The organism is Modestobacter sp. VKM Ac-2978 (assembly GCF_026968025.1).
Lineage (GTDB): Bacteria > Actinomycetota > Actinomycetes > Mycobacteriales > Geodermatophilaceae > Modestobacter.
In genome coordinates, this window is sequence record NZ_JAPVBP010000012.1 from 106,378 (window position 1) to 124,909 (window position 18,532).

Annotated in this window: 19 protein-coding genes; 2 read left to right on the plus strand and 17 right to left on the minus strand. The window is 72.9% G+C overall.

Annotated elements, in window-relative coordinates; all coding sequences use genetic code 11:
• Positions 1-49: 49 nt before the first annotated feature.
• The 6 genes from O2W53_RS23325 to O2W53_RS23350 all read right to left on the minus strand — a co-directional run bounded on the left by O2W53_RS23325 (position 50) and on the right by O2W53_RS23350 (position 4,533).
• Positions 50-934 (minus strand): diacylglycerol/lipid kinase family protein, encoded by an 885-nt coding sequence (locus O2W53_RS23325; protein ID WP_269165441.1) that lies wholly within the window; start codon positions 932-934, stop codon positions 50-52.
• 16 nt (positions 935-950) lie between these two features.
• On the minus strand, positions 951-1,862 hold the full coding sequence (tatC, locus tag O2W53_RS23330) for a twin-arginine translocase subunit TatC (RefSeq protein WP_269165442.1): 912 nt from the start codon (positions 1,860-1,862) through the stop codon (positions 951-953).
• Between the two features lie 43 nt (positions 1,863-1,905).
• A complete protein-coding gene (tatA, locus tag O2W53_RS23335; protein ID WP_269165443.1) occupies positions 1,906-2,232 on the minus strand; it encodes a Sec-independent protein translocase subunit TatA in 327 nt (108 codons plus the stop codon).
• 103 nt (positions 2,233-2,335) lie between these two features.
• Positions 2,336-2,542, minus strand: a complete 207-nt coding sequence (locus O2W53_RS23340; protein WP_269165444.1) for a hypothetical protein — start codon at positions 2,540-2,542, stop codon at positions 2,336-2,338.
• A gap of 51 nt (positions 2,543-2,593) precedes the next feature.
• Positions 2,594-3,559 (minus strand): helix-turn-helix transcriptional regulator, encoded by a 966-nt coding sequence (locus O2W53_RS23345; protein ID WP_269165445.1) that lies wholly within the window; start codon positions 3,557-3,559, stop codon positions 2,594-2,596.
• A complete protein-coding gene (locus O2W53_RS23350; protein ID WP_269165446.1) occupies positions 3,556-4,533 on the minus strand; it encodes a helix-turn-helix transcriptional regulator in 978 nt (325 codons plus the stop codon). Before O2W53_RS23350 ends, O2W53_RS23345 begins: the two co-directional genes overlap by 4 nt.
• A gap of 52 nt (positions 4,534-4,585) precedes the next feature.
• Here O2W53_RS23350 and O2W53_RS23355 point away from each other — a divergent pair, with 52 nt between their 5' ends.
• Positions 4,586-5,704 (plus strand): DUF3866 family protein, encoded by a 1,119-nt coding sequence (locus O2W53_RS23355; RefSeq protein ID WP_269165447.1) that lies wholly within the window; start codon positions 4,586-4,588, stop codon positions 5,702-5,704.
• A 130-nt stretch (positions 5,705-5,834) separates the two neighbouring features.
• Here O2W53_RS23355 and O2W53_RS23360 read toward each other — a convergent pair whose 3' ends face one another.
• From O2W53_RS23360 to O2W53_RS23400, 9 genes are all read right to left on the minus strand, one after another.
• Positions 5,835-6,584: an SDR family oxidoreductase gene (locus O2W53_RS23360; protein WP_269165448.1), complete on the minus strand. Its 750-nt coding sequence runs from the start codon at positions 6,582-6,584 to the stop codon at positions 5,835-5,837.
• Between the two features lie 382 nt (positions 6,585-6,966).
• A complete protein-coding gene (gene pafA / locus O2W53_RS23365) occupies positions 6,967-8,325 on the minus strand; it encodes a Pup--protein ligase (protein WP_036332674.1) in 1,359 nt (452 codons plus the stop codon).
• A gap of 59 nt (positions 8,326-8,384) precedes the next feature.
• Positions 8,385-9,302, minus strand: coding sequence for a proteasome subunit alpha (gene prcA / locus O2W53_RS23370; RefSeq protein WP_269165449.1), 918 nt, complete (start codon positions 9,300-9,302; stop codon positions 8,385-8,387).
• A 3-nt stretch (positions 9,303-9,305) separates the two neighbouring features.
• Positions 9,306-10,148 (minus strand): proteasome subunit beta, encoded by an 843-nt coding sequence (prcB, locus tag O2W53_RS23375; protein ID WP_269165450.1) that lies wholly within the window; start codon positions 10,146-10,148, stop codon positions 9,306-9,308.
• A 175-nt stretch (positions 10,149-10,323) separates the two neighbouring features.
• Positions 10,324-11,004: an endonuclease VII domain-containing protein gene (locus O2W53_RS23380; RefSeq protein ID WP_331253815.1), complete on the minus strand. Its 681-nt coding sequence runs from the start codon at positions 11,002-11,004 to the stop codon at positions 10,324-10,326.
• Positions 11,005-11,033: 29 nt separating this feature from the next.
• A complete protein-coding gene (locus tag O2W53_RS23385; protein ID WP_036332678.1) occupies positions 11,034-11,243 on the minus strand; it encodes a ubiquitin-like protein Pup in 210 nt (69 codons plus the stop codon).
• 110 nt (positions 11,244-11,353) lie between these two features.
• Entirely contained in the window at positions 11,354-12,859 is a 1,506-nt protein-coding gene (gene dop, locus O2W53_RS23390) for a depupylase/deamidase Dop (protein WP_269165452.1), read from the minus strand.
• Positions 12,860-12,962: 103 nt separating this feature from the next.
• Entirely contained in the window at positions 12,963-14,753 is a 1,791-nt protein-coding gene (gene arc / locus O2W53_RS23395) for a proteasome ATPase (protein ID WP_269165453.1), read from the minus strand.
• Between the two features lie 143 nt (positions 14,754-14,896).
• On the minus strand, positions 14,897-15,844 hold the full coding sequence (locus O2W53_RS23400; protein ID WP_269165454.1) for a tRNA (adenine-N1)-methyltransferase: 948 nt from the start codon (positions 15,842-15,844) through the stop codon (positions 14,897-14,899).
• A gap of 85 nt (positions 15,845-15,929) precedes the next feature.
• Between O2W53_RS23400 and O2W53_RS23405 the strand changes: the two genes are divergently transcribed.
• Complete coding sequence (locus O2W53_RS23405; protein ID WP_269165455.1) at positions 15,930-16,868, plus strand: RecB family exonuclease; 939 nt, start codon at positions 15,930-15,932, stop codon at positions 16,866-16,868.
• 49 nt (positions 16,869-16,917) lie between these two features.
• Here O2W53_RS23405 and O2W53_RS23410 read toward each other — a convergent pair whose 3' ends face one another.
• Positions 16,918-17,655, minus strand: a complete 738-nt coding sequence (locus O2W53_RS23410; RefSeq protein WP_269165456.1) for an HAD family hydrolase — start codon at positions 17,653-17,655, stop codon at positions 16,918-16,920.
• A 35-nt stretch (positions 17,656-17,690) separates the two neighbouring features.
• Positions 17,691-18,395: a class F sortase gene (locus O2W53_RS23415; RefSeq protein WP_269165457.1), complete on the minus strand. Its 705-nt coding sequence runs from the start codon at positions 18,393-18,395 to the stop codon at positions 17,691-17,693.
• Between the last annotated feature and the right edge of the window lie 137 nt (positions 18,396-18,532).

Sequence of the window (18,532 nt, forward strand, 5' to 3'; positions counted from 1 at the left end):
CGGTCGTCCCTCGCGAGCACCGAAATGGCCATTTTGGTGGTACGGCGGGTCAGCCGAGGACGGTGAGGGCGCCGGGTACGCAGACGGTCGTGGCCGGGAGCGCGCAGATCGGCTCACCGTCGGCCCAGGTGGTCAGGCCGGCGCCGGTGAGGCCGACCTCCCGGCCGCGCAGCACGGTGACGGCGGGGTGGTCGACGTGGCTGCCGGCGGCCAGCCGGGGGCGGGTGCGCACCAGCTCGCGACGGCTGACCGGCCCGATGACGACGACCTCCAGCAGCCCGTCGGCCGGGTCGGCGCCGGGGGCGATCCGCAGCCCGCCGCCGTACCAGGGGGTGTTGCCGACCGCGATCAGGGTCACCTCGTGGTGGCGGACGGCGCCGTCGACGGTGAGCGTGACCGCGCGGGGACGCAGCTGGGCCAGCTCGAGCAGGATCGCGATGTCGTAGCGGCGGGGGCCGCGTGGCCAGCGCAGCCGGTCGGCTCGCTCGGTGACCGCCGAGTCGAAGCCGCAGCACAGCACGGTGGCCCACCACCGCTCGCCGGTGCGCGCGGCGTCGAGCTGCCGGGTGCGGCCGGCGTGCAGGTCCGCGGTGAGCGCGGCGGCGGCCCGCACCGGGTCGGCCGGCACCCCGAGGGCGGTGGCCAGGTCGTTGCCGCTGCCGGCCGGCAGCAGCGCCAGCGGGGTGCCGGTGCCGGCCACGGCCTGGAGCGCGGCGTGGGCGGTGCCGTCGCCACCGAGCGCGGCCACCGCCCCGACCCCGTCGCCCACCGCGGCCGTGGCCAGCCGTTCCGCCTCCGCCCGGGTGCTGGCGGCCAGCACCCGGGCTCGCACCCCACCGGCGGTCAGCGCTGCCACGACGGCGGGAACGGCCCGGGCTGCGCGGCCCCGCCCGGCGGCGGCGTTGACCAGGACGGCCACCTCGGGCCGCGTCATGCCCGTGTGGATCGACTCAGCGTCGGAGGTGTTCCGGCTCGTCGAGCGGGCTCGGGGTGGTGTCCAGCGGGCTGGCCACGTCGATGCTCGGGGAGGCCTCGTCGTCGTCCAGCCCGGCCAGGCCCGCCGCGGCCTCGCGCTTCGCCCGCCGCTTGTCCACGAACCGGGCGATCTGGATCGCGATCTCGAACAGCACGCACATCGGCGCGGCCATCAGCAGCATGGTGAACGGGTCCTGCGTGGGGGTGATGAACGCGGCGAACACGATGGTGAGGAAGTAGATCCACCGCCGGCTCTTGGACAGTGCCTCGTAGGAGAGGACACCGATCAGGTTCAGCACCACCGCGATGAGCGGCAGCTCGAAGCTCACCCCGAAGGCGACCAGCAACGAGATGACGAAGCCGACGTACTCCTGCGCGGTCAGCGCGACGGTGACGCCGTCGCCGGCCAGGCCGATCAGCAGCTCCAGGCCCTTGGACAGCGCGATGTAGGCCAGCGCGGCACCCAGGGCGAACAGGCTGCTGGACGCCGCCACGAACGCGACGCCGTAGCGCTTCTCGCTCTTCTTCAACCCCGGGGTGAGGAAGGCCCAGACCTGGTACAGCCAGAACGGCGCGGCCAGCACCACACCGACGATGAAGCTGATCTTCAACCGGATCAGCGCACCACCGAGGACGTCGATGACCAGCAGGTCGCAGTCGCCGTCGGGCTGGTTGGGCAGTCCACGGTCGCCCGCGGCCAACCCGCAGTACGGCGCCCGGATGAACTCACCCAGGCCCTGCTCGTACCACCAGAACGCCACCGCGGTGCCGATCAGCACGAAGAACAGCGCGATGCCGATGCGGTTGCGCAGTTCGCGCAGGTGGCCGATGAGGCTCATCGTCGCCGCGGCGTCCCGTTCGGGACGCCGCGGTCGACGGTCACGCACTCGCCCTGCCAGGGTCACGGGCGGCAGCGGTCGGTGCTGGGGGTCAGCGCGTGCCGTCGGCGGCTGCCGACGAACGCACCTGCTCCGCACGCGCCCGGGCCTCGGCGGCGCGGGCCTCGGCGGCGGCCGCCTCGGCCTCGTAGTCGACGGCACCCGGGGTCACCGCGGGGGCGATGATCTCACCGGTGACCGGGGACGTGCGGGCCTCGTCCTTGGCGCGCACGTCGTCGTCCTTCATGCCCTTCATCTCGGACTTGAAGATGCGCATCGAGCGCCCCATCGAGCGGGAGGCGTCGGGCAGCTTCTTGTAACCGAAGAGCAGCAGGACGGCCAGGATGATGAGGCCGATCTCCATGGGGCCGAGGTTCATCGGACTCCTCCTAGTCGTGGCGGACGTGCCGGGCCGACTCTACGCCGGGAACGCCGTGGGTCCAGGGCTGCGGACGGCTGTACGCACGCCGTCCACCTCGGGTTCAGTCGTCGGCCTCTGCGCGGTCGGCGCGCAGGGCGGCGGCCCGCTCCGCCGAGGCCTGGACCTCGGTGAGCACGGGGCGGACGTCCCGCTCCAGCGCCCGCAGTTCGCGGTCGAGCCGCCCGGCGGCACCGAACACCCCGTACCCGACGACGCCGAGCACCAGCAGGGCGAGCACGGGGACGACGATCCACACGATCAGCAGCACGGGGCCGAGCCTAACCGGCGCTGCCCGGCCGGGGCTCCGCCGAGCTGCCGGTCAGTCCGCGTACCGGGCCAGTGCAGCGCGGGCCTCCTCGGCGACCCGGGTGGCGAGCTCGACCGGCTCGTCCACGGTGGCCGCCCCGCCCAGCGAGGCGACCAGGCGGCGGGCCCAGGACAGGTCCGACGTCCGGACCGTGACCGCCAGCCCACCCGGTGGGTCGGTGACCTCGGTCTGCTCCTCCACCGGGTAGTAGTCGGCGACCCAGCGGGCGGTGCGGGCCAGCCGCAGCCGGACCAGCGGCTCCTCCGCGCCGGGCTGGTAGAGCCCGTCGTCCAGGTCGCGCTCGTGCGCCTGGGGTGGTGGGGCGGCCGGCTCCTCGAGCACCGCGACGTCGTCGATCCGGTCCAGCCGGAACAGCCGTACGCCCTCGGCGTTCCGGCACCACGCCTCCAGGTACCAGTGGCCGTCGACCAGCAGCAACCGCATCGGGTCGACGGTGCGCTCGGTGCGCTCGTCCCGGCTGGGCACGTAGTAGTGCAGGTGCAGGGCGCGGCGCCGCTCCACCCCGTCACGGACGACGGCGAGGGACTGCGCCCGGGTGTCGACGCTGACCGCCACCGGCGCCCGCACCTCCGCCGGGTGCCCGGCCGCGGCCGAGACCTTGGCCAGCGCCCGGCTCACCGCCTCGCCCTCGGCCAGCCCGGGCAGCTCCAGCAGCGTGCGCAGGGCGACGATCAGCGCGACCGCCTCGTCGGTGGACAACCGCAGCGGGCGGACCATCCCGGCGGTGAAGGTGATCCGCACCCGGTCGCCCTCGAAGGCCAGGTCGATGAGGTCGCCCGGGCCGTGCCCGGGCAGGCCGCAGACCCAGAGCAGGTCCAGGTCGCGGCGGAGCTGGACCTCGGTGACCCCGAAGTCGGCGGCCGCGTCGGCCAGCCGGACGCCGTCGGGCCGGGCGGTCAGGTAGGGCACCAGAGCCAGCAGCCGGGTCATCCGCTCGGCTGTGCTGGGCGCCGTCATGCCCGCTCCCCCACGGCGGCCAGCCGGCTGAGCCGTTCCACGACCGCCTCGCGCATCCGCTGCGGCGCCTCGACCAGCACGTCCGGGCCGTAGGCGGCCAGCTGGTCGGCCAGCGCCCAGGGCGTGGTGGTGCGCAACTCCAGCCGGTCGTCGCCGTCGTCCGCGGCACCCAGCGGCGTGGCGTGCCGGCGCAGGCCGATCGCGGTCCCCGGCCGGGCCCGGACGACGACGATCTGCTCTTCCCGCCGCTCCGAGCCGGCCACCACCGAGGCGAGGTCGAGGTCGGCCGGCGGCTCGAAGGCGTCGGCCGGGCCGCTGGCCCGCGGGGTGCCAGTGACCCGGGAGAGCCGGAAGACCCGGGCTGCCTGCCGGTCGAGGTCGTGACCGACCAGGTACCAGCGGCCGTGCCAGGCCACCAGGCCCCACGGCTGCACCCGGCGGCGGCTGGCGGTCTGCTCGTCGGGACGGCGGTAGTCGAAGGCGAGCGCCCGGCGGTCGCGCGCCGCCGCGTAGCAGGGTTCGAAGGCGGGCTCGCCGGCGTCCAGGCGTGGCTGGATGGACAGCCCCCGGGACTGGTCGACCTCCACCCCGGCGGCGCGGAGCTTCACCAGGGCGCTCTGCGCGGCACCGGCCAGCTGCGCGGACTGCCACAGCCGGAGCGCCAGCCCCACGGCGGCCGCCTCCTCCCCGGTCAGGGTGATCTCGGGCAGCTCGTAGTCGGCCCGGGCGATGCGGTAGCCGTCCTCGGTGTCGAAGGCGCTGGTGCGCCCCGTCTCCAGGGGCACGCCGATCTCCCGCAGCTCGGCCTTGTCCCGCTCGAACATCCGCTTGAACGCCTCGTCGGCGCGGTCGGTGCCGTCGTCGGGCTCGTAGCCGGGGACGATCGAGCGGATCTTCGCCGCCGAGACGTACTGCCGGGTCCCGAGCAGGGCGATGACCAGGTTGACCAGTCGTTCTGCCCGCTTGGCTGCCACGGGGACAGGCTAGTGCGCGGCGGCCGGCGCCCTCGCTGGTTAGCCTCCCCCGGTGACTGATGCACCGTCTCCCGCTCCCGGCTCCCGGATCCGCTGGCGCCGCGGCCAGGTCACCGAAGTCGGCCGGTCGTGGCGGGACGCGCAGGAGCTGACCGTCGAGGTGCCCGAGGACGGCACGCTGAAGGCGCTGGCGCACCCCTCCCTCGTCGGGCTGCCCCAGGTGGGCGACGAGGTGCTGCTCAACACCACCGCCTGGGCGCAGCGGCTGGGCACCGGCGGGTACGCGCTCGTCGTCGCCGTCCCCGACCGGCTGCCGCCGGACCCCACCGGCCCCGGGCACCTGGTGAAGGGGCGGTACACGCCGCTGCAGGTGACCGTGCAGGGCGTCGACGAGCAGGACACCCCGCACCACGACACCATCGCCGGCGCCGAGGACCTCGACGGCATGCCGGTGGTGGTGGCCGACCTGCACTCGGCCCTGCCCGCAGTGCTGGCCGGCGTGCACGTCACCGACCCGGCGCTGCGCGTCGCGTACGTGATGACCGACGGCGGGGCGCTGCCCGCGGCCTTCTCCCGGACCCTGGACACCCTGGCCGGCTCGCTGGCCGGGGTGGTCACCGTCGGGCAGGCGTTCGGTGGCGACGTGGAGGCCGTCACGGTGCACACCGGGCTGCTGGCCGCCCGGCACGTGCTCCGGGCCGACGTCACGATCGTCACCCAGGGGCCGGGCAACCTGGGCACCGGAACGCCGTGGGGATTCTCCGGGGTCGCGGCAGGCGAGGCCTGCAACGCCGTGCACGTGCTGGGTGGGCGGGCCGTCGGCGCGCTGCGCATCTCCGACGCCGACCCGCGCCCCCGGCACCGTGGCGTCTCGCACCACTCGCTGACCGCGTTCGGCCGGGTCGCGATGGGCGGCGTCACCCTGGTGGCGCCCCGGGGGCTCGGTTCGGAGCTGGGCACCCAGGTCGAGGAGGACCTGGCCGGGCAGCCGAAGCGCAACCCGGTGGAGTGGGTGGACTCGCTCGGGCTGGAGGACGCGCTGGCCGCCTCACCGGTCCGGCTGTCGACGATGGGCCGCGGCCTGGCCGAGGACCGGGCCTACTTCCTGGCCGCGGCCGCGGCAGGGCGGTTCGCCGCCCAGCTCACGCTGTTCGGCCCACCCCTGGCCTGAGCGCGCTCGCGCCGGGAGACCCCGTCCTCGGCGCGGGCAGTGGCAGTGTGCTGGCATCTTCGGCGTTGAGTTGGGGATAACGGTCCGATGACGGCAGTGACCCACCCGCTCACCGCTGGTGCTCACCGGCTCAGCCCCCGCGGCGGAAGCCGCCCTCGGCGTCGAGGGTCTGGCCGGTGACCGAGCGGGCGTCCGGGCCGGTCAGCCAGGCGACGACGGCGGCCGCCTCCGCCGCGCGGTTCCAGCGCCCCCGGGGCATCAGCCGGGCCACGCCGTCCTGCTCGGCCGGATCGGCCCAGCCGGTGTCCGTTGGGCCGGGGTTCAGGCAGTTGACGGTGACGTCGGCGTCGATGAGCTCGTCGGCCAGGGACAGCGTCATCTGCTGGACCGCCCCCTTGCTGATCGCGTACGGCAGTTCCCGGGACATCGGCCCGCGGTGCTGGCCGGAGGTGAACAGGACGACGGCGCCCGGGCCGGCGGCCGGCTCGTACTGGGCGGCGAAGGCCTGGGTGAGCAGCAGGCTGCCGCGGGCGTTGACCGCGAAGCAGAGGTCGACCTCGGCGGCCGTCACCTCGGCGAGCCGGCCCGCGGCGCTGCGGGCGTGCGCGGCGACCAGGGTGCTCAGCGGCCCGACGGCGTCCCGGGCGGCGGCGACCAGCTCGCCCGGCGCTCCCGGCTCGGCCAGGTCGACGCTGACGTGCGGCGGGTCCCCCAGCTCGGCGAGGACGGCGGCCAGGTCGTCGCCTCCCCACGGCTGCTCCGCGTCGTGCGGCGCCCAGGACTGGACCACCACCCGGTCGCCGCGGTCCAGCAACCGCCGGGCGACCGCGAAGCCGATGGAGCTGCGGCGGCTGACGCCGGTGACGAGTGCAGTGCCCACCGCGGCAGTGTGGTCCGCAGCTCCGTGCAAGGCGAACAGTTTGCCGGGCCGGGTGCCCCTGCGGGACGGCCTCCCCCTCCCCGTCGGTGCTGCGGTTGGTCTCCTCGGAACACGTGGCCGGAAGTTGGGGATAACGGTCGTACAACGACACGTCGATCGGGGGCGGCAGACGGTGGCGCGCTCCGTGCGGTTCGGCGCCGACCGGGAGCCGACGTGGGGCGCGCCTGGCCGGGCACACCCGAGCCGGGCACCGGGCCGTCCGTGAGCGCGTCCTGAGCGTCCGGGCGGGACACCGAGGTGGGTCACGCACGGTGCGCCGGACTGGAAGGTCACGGCGACGGTGTGGGCCCCTGGCGGCTCACCGCCGCAGTGTCCCCGGACGTCACATGGACGCGATGAGCTTCTCCACCCGCTCGTCGACGGACTTGAACGGGTCCTTGCACAGGACGGTGCGCTGCGCCTGGTCGTTGAGCTTGAGGTGCACCCAGTCGACGGTGAAGTCGCGGCGCTTGTCCTGGGCGCGGCGGATGAACTCCCCGCGCAGCTTGGCCCGGGTGGTCTGCGGCGGGACGTTCTTGGCCTCGAAGATCGCCGGGTCGTGGGTGACCCGCTCGACCTGGCCGGCCTTCTCCAGGAGGTAGTACAGGCCGCGATTGCGCCGGATGTCGTGGTACGCGAGGTCCATCTGGGCGACCCGCGGGCTGGACAGCGACAGGTCGCGCTTGGCCATGTACCGGTGCAGCAGCTGGTGCTTGATGGCCCAGTCGATCTCCCGGTCGATCAGCGAGAGGTCGCCGCTGTCGACGGCCTTGAGCGTGCGCCCCCACAGCTCCAGCATCTGCCGGTGCACCGGGCCGTAGCCCTCGCGGTCGACGAACTCGGCGGCGCGGTCGTGGTACTCCTGCTGGATCTCCAGGGCCGACATCTCCCGGCCGTTGGCGAGCCGGACCTTGCGGCGGCCGGTGAGGTCGTGGCTGATCTCCCGGATCGCCCGGATCGGGTTCTCCAGGGTCATGTCCCGCAGCACCACGCCCTGCTCGATCATCCGCAGCACCAGGTCGGTGATGGTGACCTTGAGCAGCGTCGTCGTCTCGCTCATGTTCGAGTCGCCGACGATGACGTGCAGCCGGCGGTACTTCTCGGCATCCGCGTGCGGCTCGTCGCGGGTGTTGATGATCGGCCGGGACCGGGTGGTGGCGCTGGAGACGCCCTCCCAGATGTGCTCGGCCCGCTGGCTGACGCAGTAGACCGCGCCGCGCGGGGTCTGCAGCACCTTGCCCGCGCCGACCACCATCTGCCGGCTGACCAGGAACGGGATCAGCACGTCGGCCATCCGGCTGAACTCGCCGTGCCGGCCCACCAGGTAGTTCTCGTGGCAGCCGTAGCTGTTGCCGGCCGAGTCGGTGTTGTTCTTGAACAGGTAGATGTCGCCGGTGACGCCCTCTTCGTTCAGGCGCTGCTCGGCGTCGACCATCAGCCCCTCGAGGATCCGCTCGCCGGCCTTGTCGTGGACGACGAGCTCGGTGACGTCGTCGCACTCGGCGGTGGCGTACTCGGGGTGGCTGCCGACGTCGAGGTAGAGCCGGGAGCCGTTGCGCAGGAACACGTTCGAGCTGCGGCCCCAGGAGACCACCCGGCGGAACAGGTAGCGGGCAACCTCGTCGGGTGAGAGGCGGCGCTGCCCCTTGAAGGTGCACGTGACGCCGTACTCGGTCTCGATGCCGAAGATCCGTCGTTCCACCTCGCCGAGCCTAGGCGTCCGCGGCGCACTCGGCTCGTGTCCCGAGTACGCCGCGCCGCTCACTGCTCGCTGTCCGGAGTCTCGCCGTCGGTGCCGCCGCCGGCGCCGTCCTGCGTGCTCGGCTGCGCGGAGGCCTGCTCGGTGCCGCCGGCGGTGTCCACGGCCGCCGGGTCGCCGAGGCCCGGCGGGGTGCCGGGCGCCGGGGCACTGGGCGCGTGGGTGGCGGCCGCCTCGGCGGGGCTCTCGGCGGGCTCTGCAGCCGTCTCCTGGTCGGAGAGCAGGCTGGTCAGCGCGGCGCCCACGACCCGGCGGAACGCCCGCTTCGGACGCCGTCGGTCGAGGACGGCGACCTCGAGCTGCTCGGCGGGCAGCTGGTCGTGCGCCCCGCCGTTGGCCGCGGTGGCCGGGCTGACCGCGGACAACGCCCGGACACCCACCCGCAGGGCCTCCGCCAGGCTGAGGCCGGCGGTGAAGTGCTCACGCAGGTGGCTGCTGACGGCCTCGGCCTGCCCGCCCATGACCACGAAGGAGGCCTCGTCGACGATCGACCCGTCGAAGGTGAGCCGGTAGAGCTGGTCGGAGGCGGAGTCCTCCCCCACCTCGGCGACGCAGAGCTCGACCTCGAAGGGCTTCATCTGCTCGGTGAAGACCGCGCCGAGGGTCTGCGCGTAGGCGTTGGCGATGACCCGGCCGGTGACGTCGCGCCGGTTGTAGGAGTAGCCGCGGACGTCGGCCAGCCGGATGCCGGCGACCCGCAGGCTCTCGAACTCGGAGTACCGGCCGACGGCGGCGAAGCCGATGCGGTCGTAGAGCTCGCTGACCTTGTGCAGCGTGGCACTGGGGTTCTCGGCGATGAACAGCACGCCGTCGGCGTAGGTGAGGACGGCGACGCTGCGACCGCGGGAGATGCCCTTGCGGGCGTACTCCGAGCGGTCCCGCATGACCTGCTCGGCCGAGGCGTAGTACGGCATGGTCATGGCTCAGCCCTGCCCGTCTGCGGCCGAGCGCTCGGCGACGATGGTGGTGGCGATGGCGGCGACCTCGTCGTCCGGGAGCCGGACGGCGCCCTCGGCGTCGACCCGGTAGACGATCGGGTAGAGCCGCCGCACCGTGTCGGGGCCGCCGGTGGCGGAGTCGTCGTCGGCGGCGTCGTAGAGCGCCTCGACGAGGGTGCGGGTCGCGGCGTCGGCGGACAGGCCGGGGCGCCAGGTCTTCTTCAGGGAGTTGCGGGCGAACAGCGAGCCGGAGCCCACCGAGGAGTAGCCGCGCTCCTCGTAGTTCCCGCCGGTGACGTCGTAGCTGAAGATCCGGCCCGGGCTGACGCCCTCGGCTGCGTCGAGGTCGTAACCGGCGAACAGCGGGACGACGGCGAGGCCCTGCATCGCGGCACCGAGGTTGCCCCGGATCATCGCGGCGAGGCGGTTGGCCTTGCCGTCGAGGGACATCGTCATCCCCTCGATCTTCTCGTAGTGCTCGAGCTCGACCTGGTAGAGCCGGACCATCTCGATCGCGATGCCCGCGGCGCCGGCGATGCCGATGACCGACCAGGAGTCAGCCGCGTAGACCTTCTCGATGTCCCGACTGGAGATCAGGTTGCCCATGGTCGCCCGCCGGTCGCCGCCCATCAGCACGCCGCCGTCGAAGGTGGCGGCCACGATGGTCGTGGCGTGCGGGGCGAGGTCAGCCACGGACATCGTCGGGACGGTGCGCCGGCCGGGCAGCAGGTCGGGGGCAGTGGTGCCCAAGAAGTCGGTGAACGAGGAGCCCACCCGGTCCAGGTACGCGGGCGGGAACCCGCTCCGACCAGCTGACGTCTCGGTCACCCATCCGCCTCTCCTGCCGTCGTGCGACGGCGGTCCGTGCTGCTGCGTCTCCTGCGCCGGACGGCCGCGGAGCTGCCGGGTCGACGCCCCACCGACCCTACCGGCGGGCAGTCGCCGCGCACGTTCGTGGACATCGGCGTCCAGCCGCACTGGGTCACAGCCAGCGCCAGGATCGTCAGCTGGTTGCTTGCATGGCACGCCACCGGGCGAACCCGTGGCTGCACACTCCCGCCCGCGGTGACCCGGCGGGCGCCCGGTGGGTCGAACGCGCGAGGTCGTCGGCCGTCAGTCGACCGGCCAGGGCCGCCGGTGCGTCTCGGTGTTGTTCGACGTAGTCCGCCGCTGCCCGCAGAACGACCGGGTCGTCACGGAGCAGCCCCAGACCTTGATTGCACCGCTGGCACAACAGCGCCCTGATCCGCCCGGTCTCGTGGTCATGATCGAGATGCTCGGGCTGCGACGCGTCGCAGATGGCACACGCATCCCCTTGGGCAGCCCGCAGGGCGGCGACGTCACTTCGGGTCAGTCCGTAGCGGCGCTTCCAGTAGGCGTCGTTGCTCGACGTGCGGTGGCATGGCAGACAGAGACTGCCGAACCCCGAGGCTTGCCTGGCGTTCCGCGAGAAGTCCTCATGGGGCACGGCCTGACGGCACCCGGGGCACCAGCGAAAACCCTCCGGGACCCACGAGTGGTCGCGGACGGACTTGCCCATGGCCGCCCGCGACTGTCGATACCAGGCGCCGTTCCGCCGGCGATTGCACTCCGAGCAGTAGAACGAGAGACCGTCGGGCAGCGACCTGTTCCGACCGAATTCAGTCGGCGGCTTTTCCTCATTGCAGTCTGGGCAACGCTTCATCTCAATAACTACAGATAGTGATCAGGCGATCACTCTCCGCCCTTCTGCACGTAGGATTTCACGAACTCCTCGGCGTTCTCCTCTAGGACGCCGTCGATCTCGTCGAGGATGGAGTCGACGTCGTCGGTCATCTCCTGGCGCCGCTCGGCAGCCTCGGCGTCGACCGACGCCTCGACCTCCTCGGTCTCCTCGCGCGTGCGCGTGGCCTTCTGCTGCCCGCCGGTGTCCCTCGTGGCCATCTCACCCTCCGGAGCTCGCTGCTGGGTCGGTGCTGAGGCAGAAGCTACCCGCGCCGGGTGACAGTCCGCCGCGTTCGCGGGCTCCCCCTGAGATGGGCACCGCCGTCAGGTCAGCGCGCGGTGATCCGGTCGACCAGCTCGGCGGCGGTCGACGTCGACTCGAACAGCGCGCCGACGTGCTCCCGGGTGCCGCGCAGTGGCTCCATGGTCGGGATGCGCACCAGGTTCTCCCGGCCGACGTCGAAGACCACCGAGTCCCACGACGCCGCGGCGACCTGGGCCGGGTAGCGGCGCAGGCACTCGCCGCGGAAGTAGGCGCGGGTGTCCGGCGGCGGGCTGGTCATCGCCCGGGTCACCTCGTCGTCGGTGAGCAGCCGCTGCATCGAGCCACGGGCCACCAGCCGGTGGTAGAGCCCCTTGTCCGGCCGGACGTCGGAGTACTGCAGGTCGACCAGCTTCAGCCGCGCGTCGCCCCAGCTGAGCCCGTCGCGCTGCCGGTACCCCTCCAGCAGCCGGAGCTTGGCCGGCCAGTCCAGCCGGTCGGCGAGCCGCATCGGGTCCACAGCCAGCTCGTCGAGCACCTCGGCCCACCGGAGCAGCACGTCGGCGGTCTGCTCGTCGTCGTCCCCGCTGTCGGCGACGAACTTCTGCGCCTGGGCCAGGTACTCCCGCTGCACCTCGATCGCGGTCAGCCGGCGGCCGTCGCGCAGTCGCACCCGGTGGGTCAGCGACGGGTCGTGGCTGATCGCCTGCAGCGACTCGACCGGCTCCTCGATGGTGAGGTCCTGGGTCAGTGCCTTGGCCTCGATCATGGCCAGCACGAGCGCCGTCGTCCCGACCTTGAGGTAGGTCGACAGCTCGGCGAGGTTCGCGTCGCCGATGATCACGTGCAGCCGGCGGTAGTCGTCGGGGTTGGCGTGCGGCTCGTCCCGGGTGTTGATGATCGGCCGCTTCAGCGTCGTCTCCAGGCCCACCTCGACCTCGAAGAAGTCGGCCCGCTGGGACAGCTGGAAGCCCTCGGTGCGGCCCTCGGTGCCGATCCCGACCCGGCCGGCGCCGGCGAAGACCTGGCGGGTGACGAAGAACGGGATGAGCCCGCGGATGATGTCGATGAACGGCGTCGACCGGCTCATCAGGTAGTTCTCGTGCGCCCCGTAGGAGGCGCCCTTGCCGTCGGTGTTGTTCTTGTAGAGCTGGATGGGCTGGGTGCCCGGCACCCGGGCGGCGCGGCGGGCCGCCTCGGCCATCACCTGCTCCCCCGCCTTGTCCCACAGCACGATGTCCCGCGGGCTGGTGACCTCCGGCGTGGAGTACTCCGGGTGGGCGTGGTCGACGTACAGCCGGGCCCCGTTGGTGAGGATGACGTTGGCCATCCCCGCGTCGTCGTCCAGGTCGTTGTGGTCCAGCGCCTGGGCCGGCGAGAGGTCGAACCCGCGGGCGTCGCGCAGCGGCGACTCCTCCTCGAAGTCCCACCGCGGCCGGCGCGGCGTCGGCGCCTCGGCCACCGCCCAGGCGTTCACCACCTGGCTCGACAACGTCGTCGGGTTCGCCCCTGGCTGCCCCGGCACCGAGATGCCGTACTCGAGCTCCGTGCCCATCACCCGTCGCACGCTCATGCCGTCAGGCTAGGCGGCCGTCCGGAACGGCCGGTGGGCAGCGCCCGGACGCCGACCGGCCCCTGCCGCTGTGCAGCAGGGGCCGGTCGGGACGACGTCAGCGTCAGAGGTACTGGCCGGTGTTGGTCGCGGTGTCGATCGCGCGGCCGCTGTCGGCGCCCTTGCCGCTGATGAGCGTGCGGATGTAGACGATCCGCTCGCCCTTCTTGCCCGAGATCCGCGCCCAGTCGTCGGGGTTGGTCGTGTTGGGCAGGTCCTCGTTCTCCTTGAACTCGTCGACGCAGGCGTTCATCAGGTGCCCGACCCGCAGGCCGCCGACGCCGGTCTCCAGGCGGTCCTTGATCGCCATCTTCTTCGCCCGGTCGACGATGTTCTGCAGCATCGCCCCGGAGTTGAAGTCCTTGAAGTACAGGACCTCCTTGTCACCGTTGGCGTAGGTGACCTCCAGGAACCGGTTCTCCTCGGTCTCGGTGTACATCCGCTCGACGGTGCTCTGGATCATCCCGGCGATGGTCGCCTCGCGGCTGCCGCCGTGCTCGGCCAGGTCGTCGGCGTGGATGGGCAGCGTCGTCGTCAGGTACTTGGTGAAGATGTCCCGCGCAGCCTCGGCGTCCGGCCGCTCGATCTTGATCTTCACGTCCAGGCGCCCCGGGCGGAGGATCGCCGGGTCGATCATGTCCTCGCGGTTGGAGGCGCCGATGACGATGACGTTCTCCAGCCCCTCGACGCCGTCGATCTCACTGAGGAGCTGGGGCACGATCGTGCTCTCCACGTCGGAGGAGACACCGGACCCGCGGGTGCGGAAGATCGAGTCCATCTCGTCGAAGAAGACGATGACCGGCGTGCCCTCGCTGGCCTTCTCGCGCGCCCGCTGGAACACCAGCCGGATGTGCCGCTCGGTCTCCCCCACGTACTTGTTCAGCAGCTCGGGGCCCTTGATGTTGAGGAAGAACGACTTCCCCTGGCTCCGGTCGGAGTCGCCGTTGAGCTCGGCGACCTTCTTGGCCAGCGAGTTGGCCACCGCCTTGGCGATCAGCGTCTTCCCACAGCCGGGCGGGCCGTAGAGCAGGATGCCCTTCGGCGGCCGCAGCTCGTACTCGCGGAACAGGTCGGCGTGCAGGAACGGCAGCTCGACGGCGTCCCGGATCTGCTCGATCTGCCGGGAGAGCCCACCGATGTCGGAGTAGTCGATGTCGGGGACCTCTTCGAGGATGAGCTCCTCGACCTCGCTCTTCGGGATCCGCTCGTAGACGTAGCCCGAGCGGGACTCCAGCAGCAGCGAGTCGCCGCTGCGCAGCGGCTGCCCCTCCAGGGAGTCGGCGAGGTAGACGACCCGCTCCTCGTCGGTGTGCCCGATGACCAGGGCGCGGCGCGGGACGCCCGGCAGGGGCTCCAGCAGCTCCTTGAGCATCACCACGTCACCGGCGCGCTCGAACCCGCGGGCGGCGACGACGTTCATCGCCTCGTTGAGCATGACCTCCTGGCCGTGCTGCAGCTCGGCGACCTCGACGGCCGGCGACACCGACACCCGCAGCTTGCGGCCGCTGGTGAACACGTCGACGGTGCCGTCCTCGAAGAGCTCCAGGAACACGCCGTAGCCGGACGGGGGCTGCCCCAACCGCTCGACCTCCTCCTTGAGCGTGACCAGCTGCTCGCGCGCGTCGCGCAGCGTGCCGGCCAGCTTGTCGTTGCGCTCGGAGAGGAAGGCCGCGCGGCCCTCCGCCTCGGCGAGCCGTTCCTCGAGCGCACGCACCTGGCGCGGGCTGTCGGTCACCTTGCGTCGGAGGAGGCTGATCTCCTCCTCGAGGTAGGAGATCTGCTTGACCAGGGAGGCGACGTCACGCTCACGCCGCGCTCGGAACTCGTCGGGGCCAGTGCCAGTACCGGGGCCCATCGCGCACCTCCACACACATCGGGGGGAGCCAGGACGCCAATCTATACACGCGGGAGGCGACCGCGCCGCAGGCTCGGAACGGGTGCGCGCGGTGGGCCCGGACGTCATCGCCCCGACACGTGCGGGACGCGTCGGCCCAGGCGTCAGGCGAGCTTCTTGCGCCGCTGCCGCATCGGCGCGACGGCCCCCTCGGCCAGCCGGCGGGCGGTGACCAGGAAGGCGGTGTGCGCGACCATCCGGTGCTCGGGGCGCACCGCGAGGCCCTCGGCGTGCCAGGGCCGCAGCATGGTCTCCCAGGCGTACGGCTCGGTCCACACGCCCTGGGCCCGCAGCGCCTCCACGTAGGTCGACAGCTGGGTGGTGGTGGCGACGTAGCCGATGAGCACGCCACCGGGGCGCAGCGCGGCGGCGACGGTGGGCAGCACGGCCCACGGCTCCAGCATGTCCAGGACGACGCGGTCCACGACCTCGGCGGCCGGGTGGTCGGCCAGGTCGCCCAGCCGGAGCGACCAGTTCTCCGGGACCTCGCCGAAGAAGGCCCCGACGTTGCCGCGGGCGACGTCGGCGAAGTCCTCGCGCCGCTCGTAGCTGGTGAGGCTGCCGGTCGAGCCCACCGCGCGCAGCAGCGAGCAGCTCAGCGCACCCGAGCCGGCGCCCGCCTCCAGCACCCGCATGCCGGGGCCGACGTCGCCGAAGCCGACGATCTGGGCGGCGTCCTTGGGGTAGATGACCTGCGCCCCGCGCGGCATGGAGAGCACGAAGTCGGCGAGCAGCGGGCGCAGCGCCAGGTAGCCGGTGTTCGCCGTCGAGTGGACGACGGAGCCCTCGGGCGAGCCGATCAGGTGGTCGTGGCTGATCGCGCCGCGGTGGGTGTGGAACTCCTTACCCGGCTCCAGGACGACGGTGTGGTGCCGGCCCTTGGGGTCGGTGAGCTGCACCCGGTCACCGACCCGGAAGGCCCCTTCGACCGGCTCGGGGGCGTCGGTCGGCGCCGGCTCGCCCTCGACCACCACGGGCTCGAGCGGCACGTCGGCGAGCACCTCGGTCGCGGTCGGGGTCTCGTCGGCGGGTTGCTGCTGCTGTACGTCCACGTGGGACGAGGGTACGGACGGCGAAGCGCCCGCTCCCCGGCGCGCACACTCGGAACTGTCAGGGGGCACACCTAACCTCGGGCGCATGACACTGACGGCGGAGACGGGCACGCAGGAGACCGACCAGTCCCCAGCACGGACGACGGCCGCGGACTCCGCTCCCCGGCGTCCGTCCCTGTCGCCCTCGCGGGCCGCGGACTTCAAGTCCTGCCCGCTGCTCTACCGCTTCCGCACCATCGACCGGCTGCCGGAGAAGAAGTCCCGGGCCGCGGTCCGGGGCACCCTCGTGCACGCGGTGCTGGAGAAGCTCTACGACCTGCCCGCCGCCGAGCGCACCGTCGCCGCCGCCCAGACGCTGGTGGCGCCGGCGTGGGACGAGCTACGCGAAGAGCCGGGCGTCGCCGAGCTGTTCGAGGTCGCAGCGGAGGGGCAGCCGGCGGAGAAGGAGAGCCTGGAGGCCTGGCTCGCGTCGGCCGGTGCGCTGGTGGAGACCTACTTCCGGCTCGAGGACCCGACCCGCATCCAGCCGCACGGCCGCGAGGAGCTGGTCGAGGTCACGCTGCCCGACGGGCTGCTGCTGCGCGGCTACGTCGACCGGCTGGACGTCGCCCCGACCGGTGCGCTGCGGGTGGTCGACTACAAGACCGGCGGGATGCCGCGGGAGGCCTTCGAGGCCAAGGCGCTGTTCCAGATGAAGTTCTACGCGCTGGTGCTGTGGCGCACCCGGGGCGTGGTCGCCGCCCAGCTCAAGCTGCTGTACCTCAAGGACGGCGACGCGCTCACCTACGCCCCAGACGAAGCGGAGCTGCTGCGGTTCGAGCGCACCCTGCAGGCGATCTGGGCCGCCATCGAGCGTGCGGTCGCGACCGGCGACTTCCGGGCGAACAAGAGCCGGCTGTGCAGCTGGTGCGACCACCAGGCGCTCTGCCCGGCGTTCGGTGGCACTCCCCCGCCGTTCCCGGCCGACGCCGCGGCCGCCGCGGGCTGGCGCACCACCCTGCCGCTGACGGCCGCCACCGACTGACCCGATCCGCACCCCGTGCGCACTCGATGCAGTCGCTGTATCGAACCGGTCAGACCGGGGTGGGCGCGTGACCGCGCTCGGCTACCAGCCGGCGCAGGTCGGGGACGGTCAACCCGGCGAGCGACGACCGCAGGGTCAGCCCGGGCAGTGGTTCCAGTGACTGCATCGACGGCACGCCGAGCACTGTTGCGCCGGAGGCCAGCCCCGCGGTGACCCCGACGTGCGAGTCCTCGATGACCAGCGACCCGGCTGCGTCCACGCCCAGCTCGCGCATCGCCTGCAGGTAGGGCGCCGGGTCGGGCTTGCGGGCGGGCACCTCGTCCCCGCAGACGGTCAGGTCGAAGGGCGACTGCCCCAGGTCCGTGCTGATGTGGTCGATCACCAGGGCGGCGATCCGGCGCGGCGTCGTCGTCACCAGGGCGGTGGCCAGGCAGGCGTCGCGCACCGCGACCAGCAGTTCCCGGGCGCCGGGCCGCCACGGCATCCCGCGGCTGGTCATCAGCAGGGCGGTCTGCTCCTCGACCCAGCCGGCGTCGGCGCGGCGCTGCTCCTCGCTGCGCTCGATGCCCAGGTCGGCGTAGAGCACGCCCATGGCCACCCGCATCGACGTGCCGACGGTCTGCTCCCGGGCCGCGGCTGAGAAGACGCCGCCCAGCTGGACGGCGAGGGCGGCCATCGCCTCGCCCCACAGCTCCTCGGTCTCCACCAGCGTGCCGTCCATGTCGAACAGCACCGCCTGCAGTGACTGGACCGAGCCGGACGGGTTGCCCACCGAGGTCAACGACACCCCTCGAGTCTAGGGAGGAGGCGTGTCGGGACCGATCAGGCCGGCTCGGTGCGGACCAGGGTCGCGAAGGCGATGATGTTGTCCTCGTAGCTGCGGGCCGCGGAGTCGAAGTCGCCACCGCAGGTGATCAGCCGCAGCTGCGCGTCGGGGGTGTCCCCGTAGGCCGCGATGGTCGGGAAGTCGTCCTTGGCGTGGCGCTCCACCCGGTCGACGGCGAACACGGCGACCGTGCCGTCGGCGCGGGCCACCTCCACCTCGTCCCCGGGCTGCAGAGCTCCCAGCTCGAAGAAGACACCGGGCCCGTGCTCGGCCGAGTCGACGTGCCCGAGGAGGACCGCCGGGCCGATGGCGCCGGGAGCCGGTCCCCGCTGATACCAGCCGGCCTGGTCGTCCGGGCCCAGCGGCGGCACCTCGACGGTGCCGTCGTCGTTGAGGCCCAGGCGCAGCAGGTCGCTGGTCACCTCGATGGTCGGGATGCTGACCGACACCGGCTGGGCCACCTGCTCGCCGGGGTCCGGGGCAGCCGACTCAGCAGGTGCAGCCACAGCACCGGGCGCCGACGGGGTGGGGGTCGCCGTGGCTGTCGAGCTCTCCCCCTGGCTGGGAGCGGCCGCCGGCTGCGGAGCCTGCTGCTGTCCGGTCACCGCCACCACGACGGCGACGACGGCCACCACGACGAGCGCGACGGCCAGCGCCGTCCACGCCCGGGGGCCGGGCCGACGGCTGCTCTGCTCGCTCACAGGGGGGTCCTTCCAAGAGGGTGGGAGGGGGGCCGGGGGGGGGGGGGGGGGGGGGGGGGGGGGGGAGCGGGGTGCCTGCGGAGGCCGACGAGGTGCACCAGCACGGCGAGCACGAGCGCGGCCAGGCCGATCAGCAC

Excerpts from the sequence above, each read along its gene's own strand:
- O2W53_RS23325 (WP_269165441.1), bottom strand. The coding sequence starts at position 934 with ATGACGCGGCCCGAGGTGGCCGTCCTGGTCAACGCCGCCGCCGGGCGG.
- tatA (WP_269165443.1), bottom strand. The coding sequence starts at position 2,232 with ATGAACCTCGGCCCCATGGAGATCGGCCTCATCATCCTGGCCGTCCTG.
- O2W53_RS23345 (WP_269165445.1), bottom strand. The coding sequence starts at position 3,559 with ATGACGGCGCCCAGCACAGCCGAGCGGATGACCCGGCTGCTGGCTCTG.
- prcA (WP_269165449.1), bottom strand. The coding sequence starts at position 9,302 with ATGACCATGCCGTACTACGCCTCGGCCGAGCAGGTCATGCGGGACCGC.
- O2W53_RS23380 (WP_331253815.1), bottom strand. The coding sequence starts at position 11,004 with ATGAAGCGTTGCCCAGACTGCAATGAGGAAAAGCCGCCGACTGAATTC.
- O2W53_RS23385 (WP_036332678.1), bottom strand. The coding sequence starts at position 11,243 with ATGGCCACGAGGGACACCGGCGGGCAGCAGAAGGCCACGCGCACGCGC.
- dop (WP_269165452.1), bottom strand. The coding sequence starts at position 12,859 with ATGAGCGTGCGACGGGTGATGGGCACGGAGCTCGAGTACGGCATCTCG.
- arc (WP_269165453.1), bottom strand. The coding sequence starts at position 14,753 with ATGGGCCCCGGTACTGGCACTGGCCCCGACGAGTTCCGAGCGCGGCGT.
- O2W53_RS23405 (WP_269165455.1), top strand. The coding sequence starts at position 15,930 with ATGACACTGACGGCGGAGACGGGCACGCAGGAGACCGACCAGTCCCCA.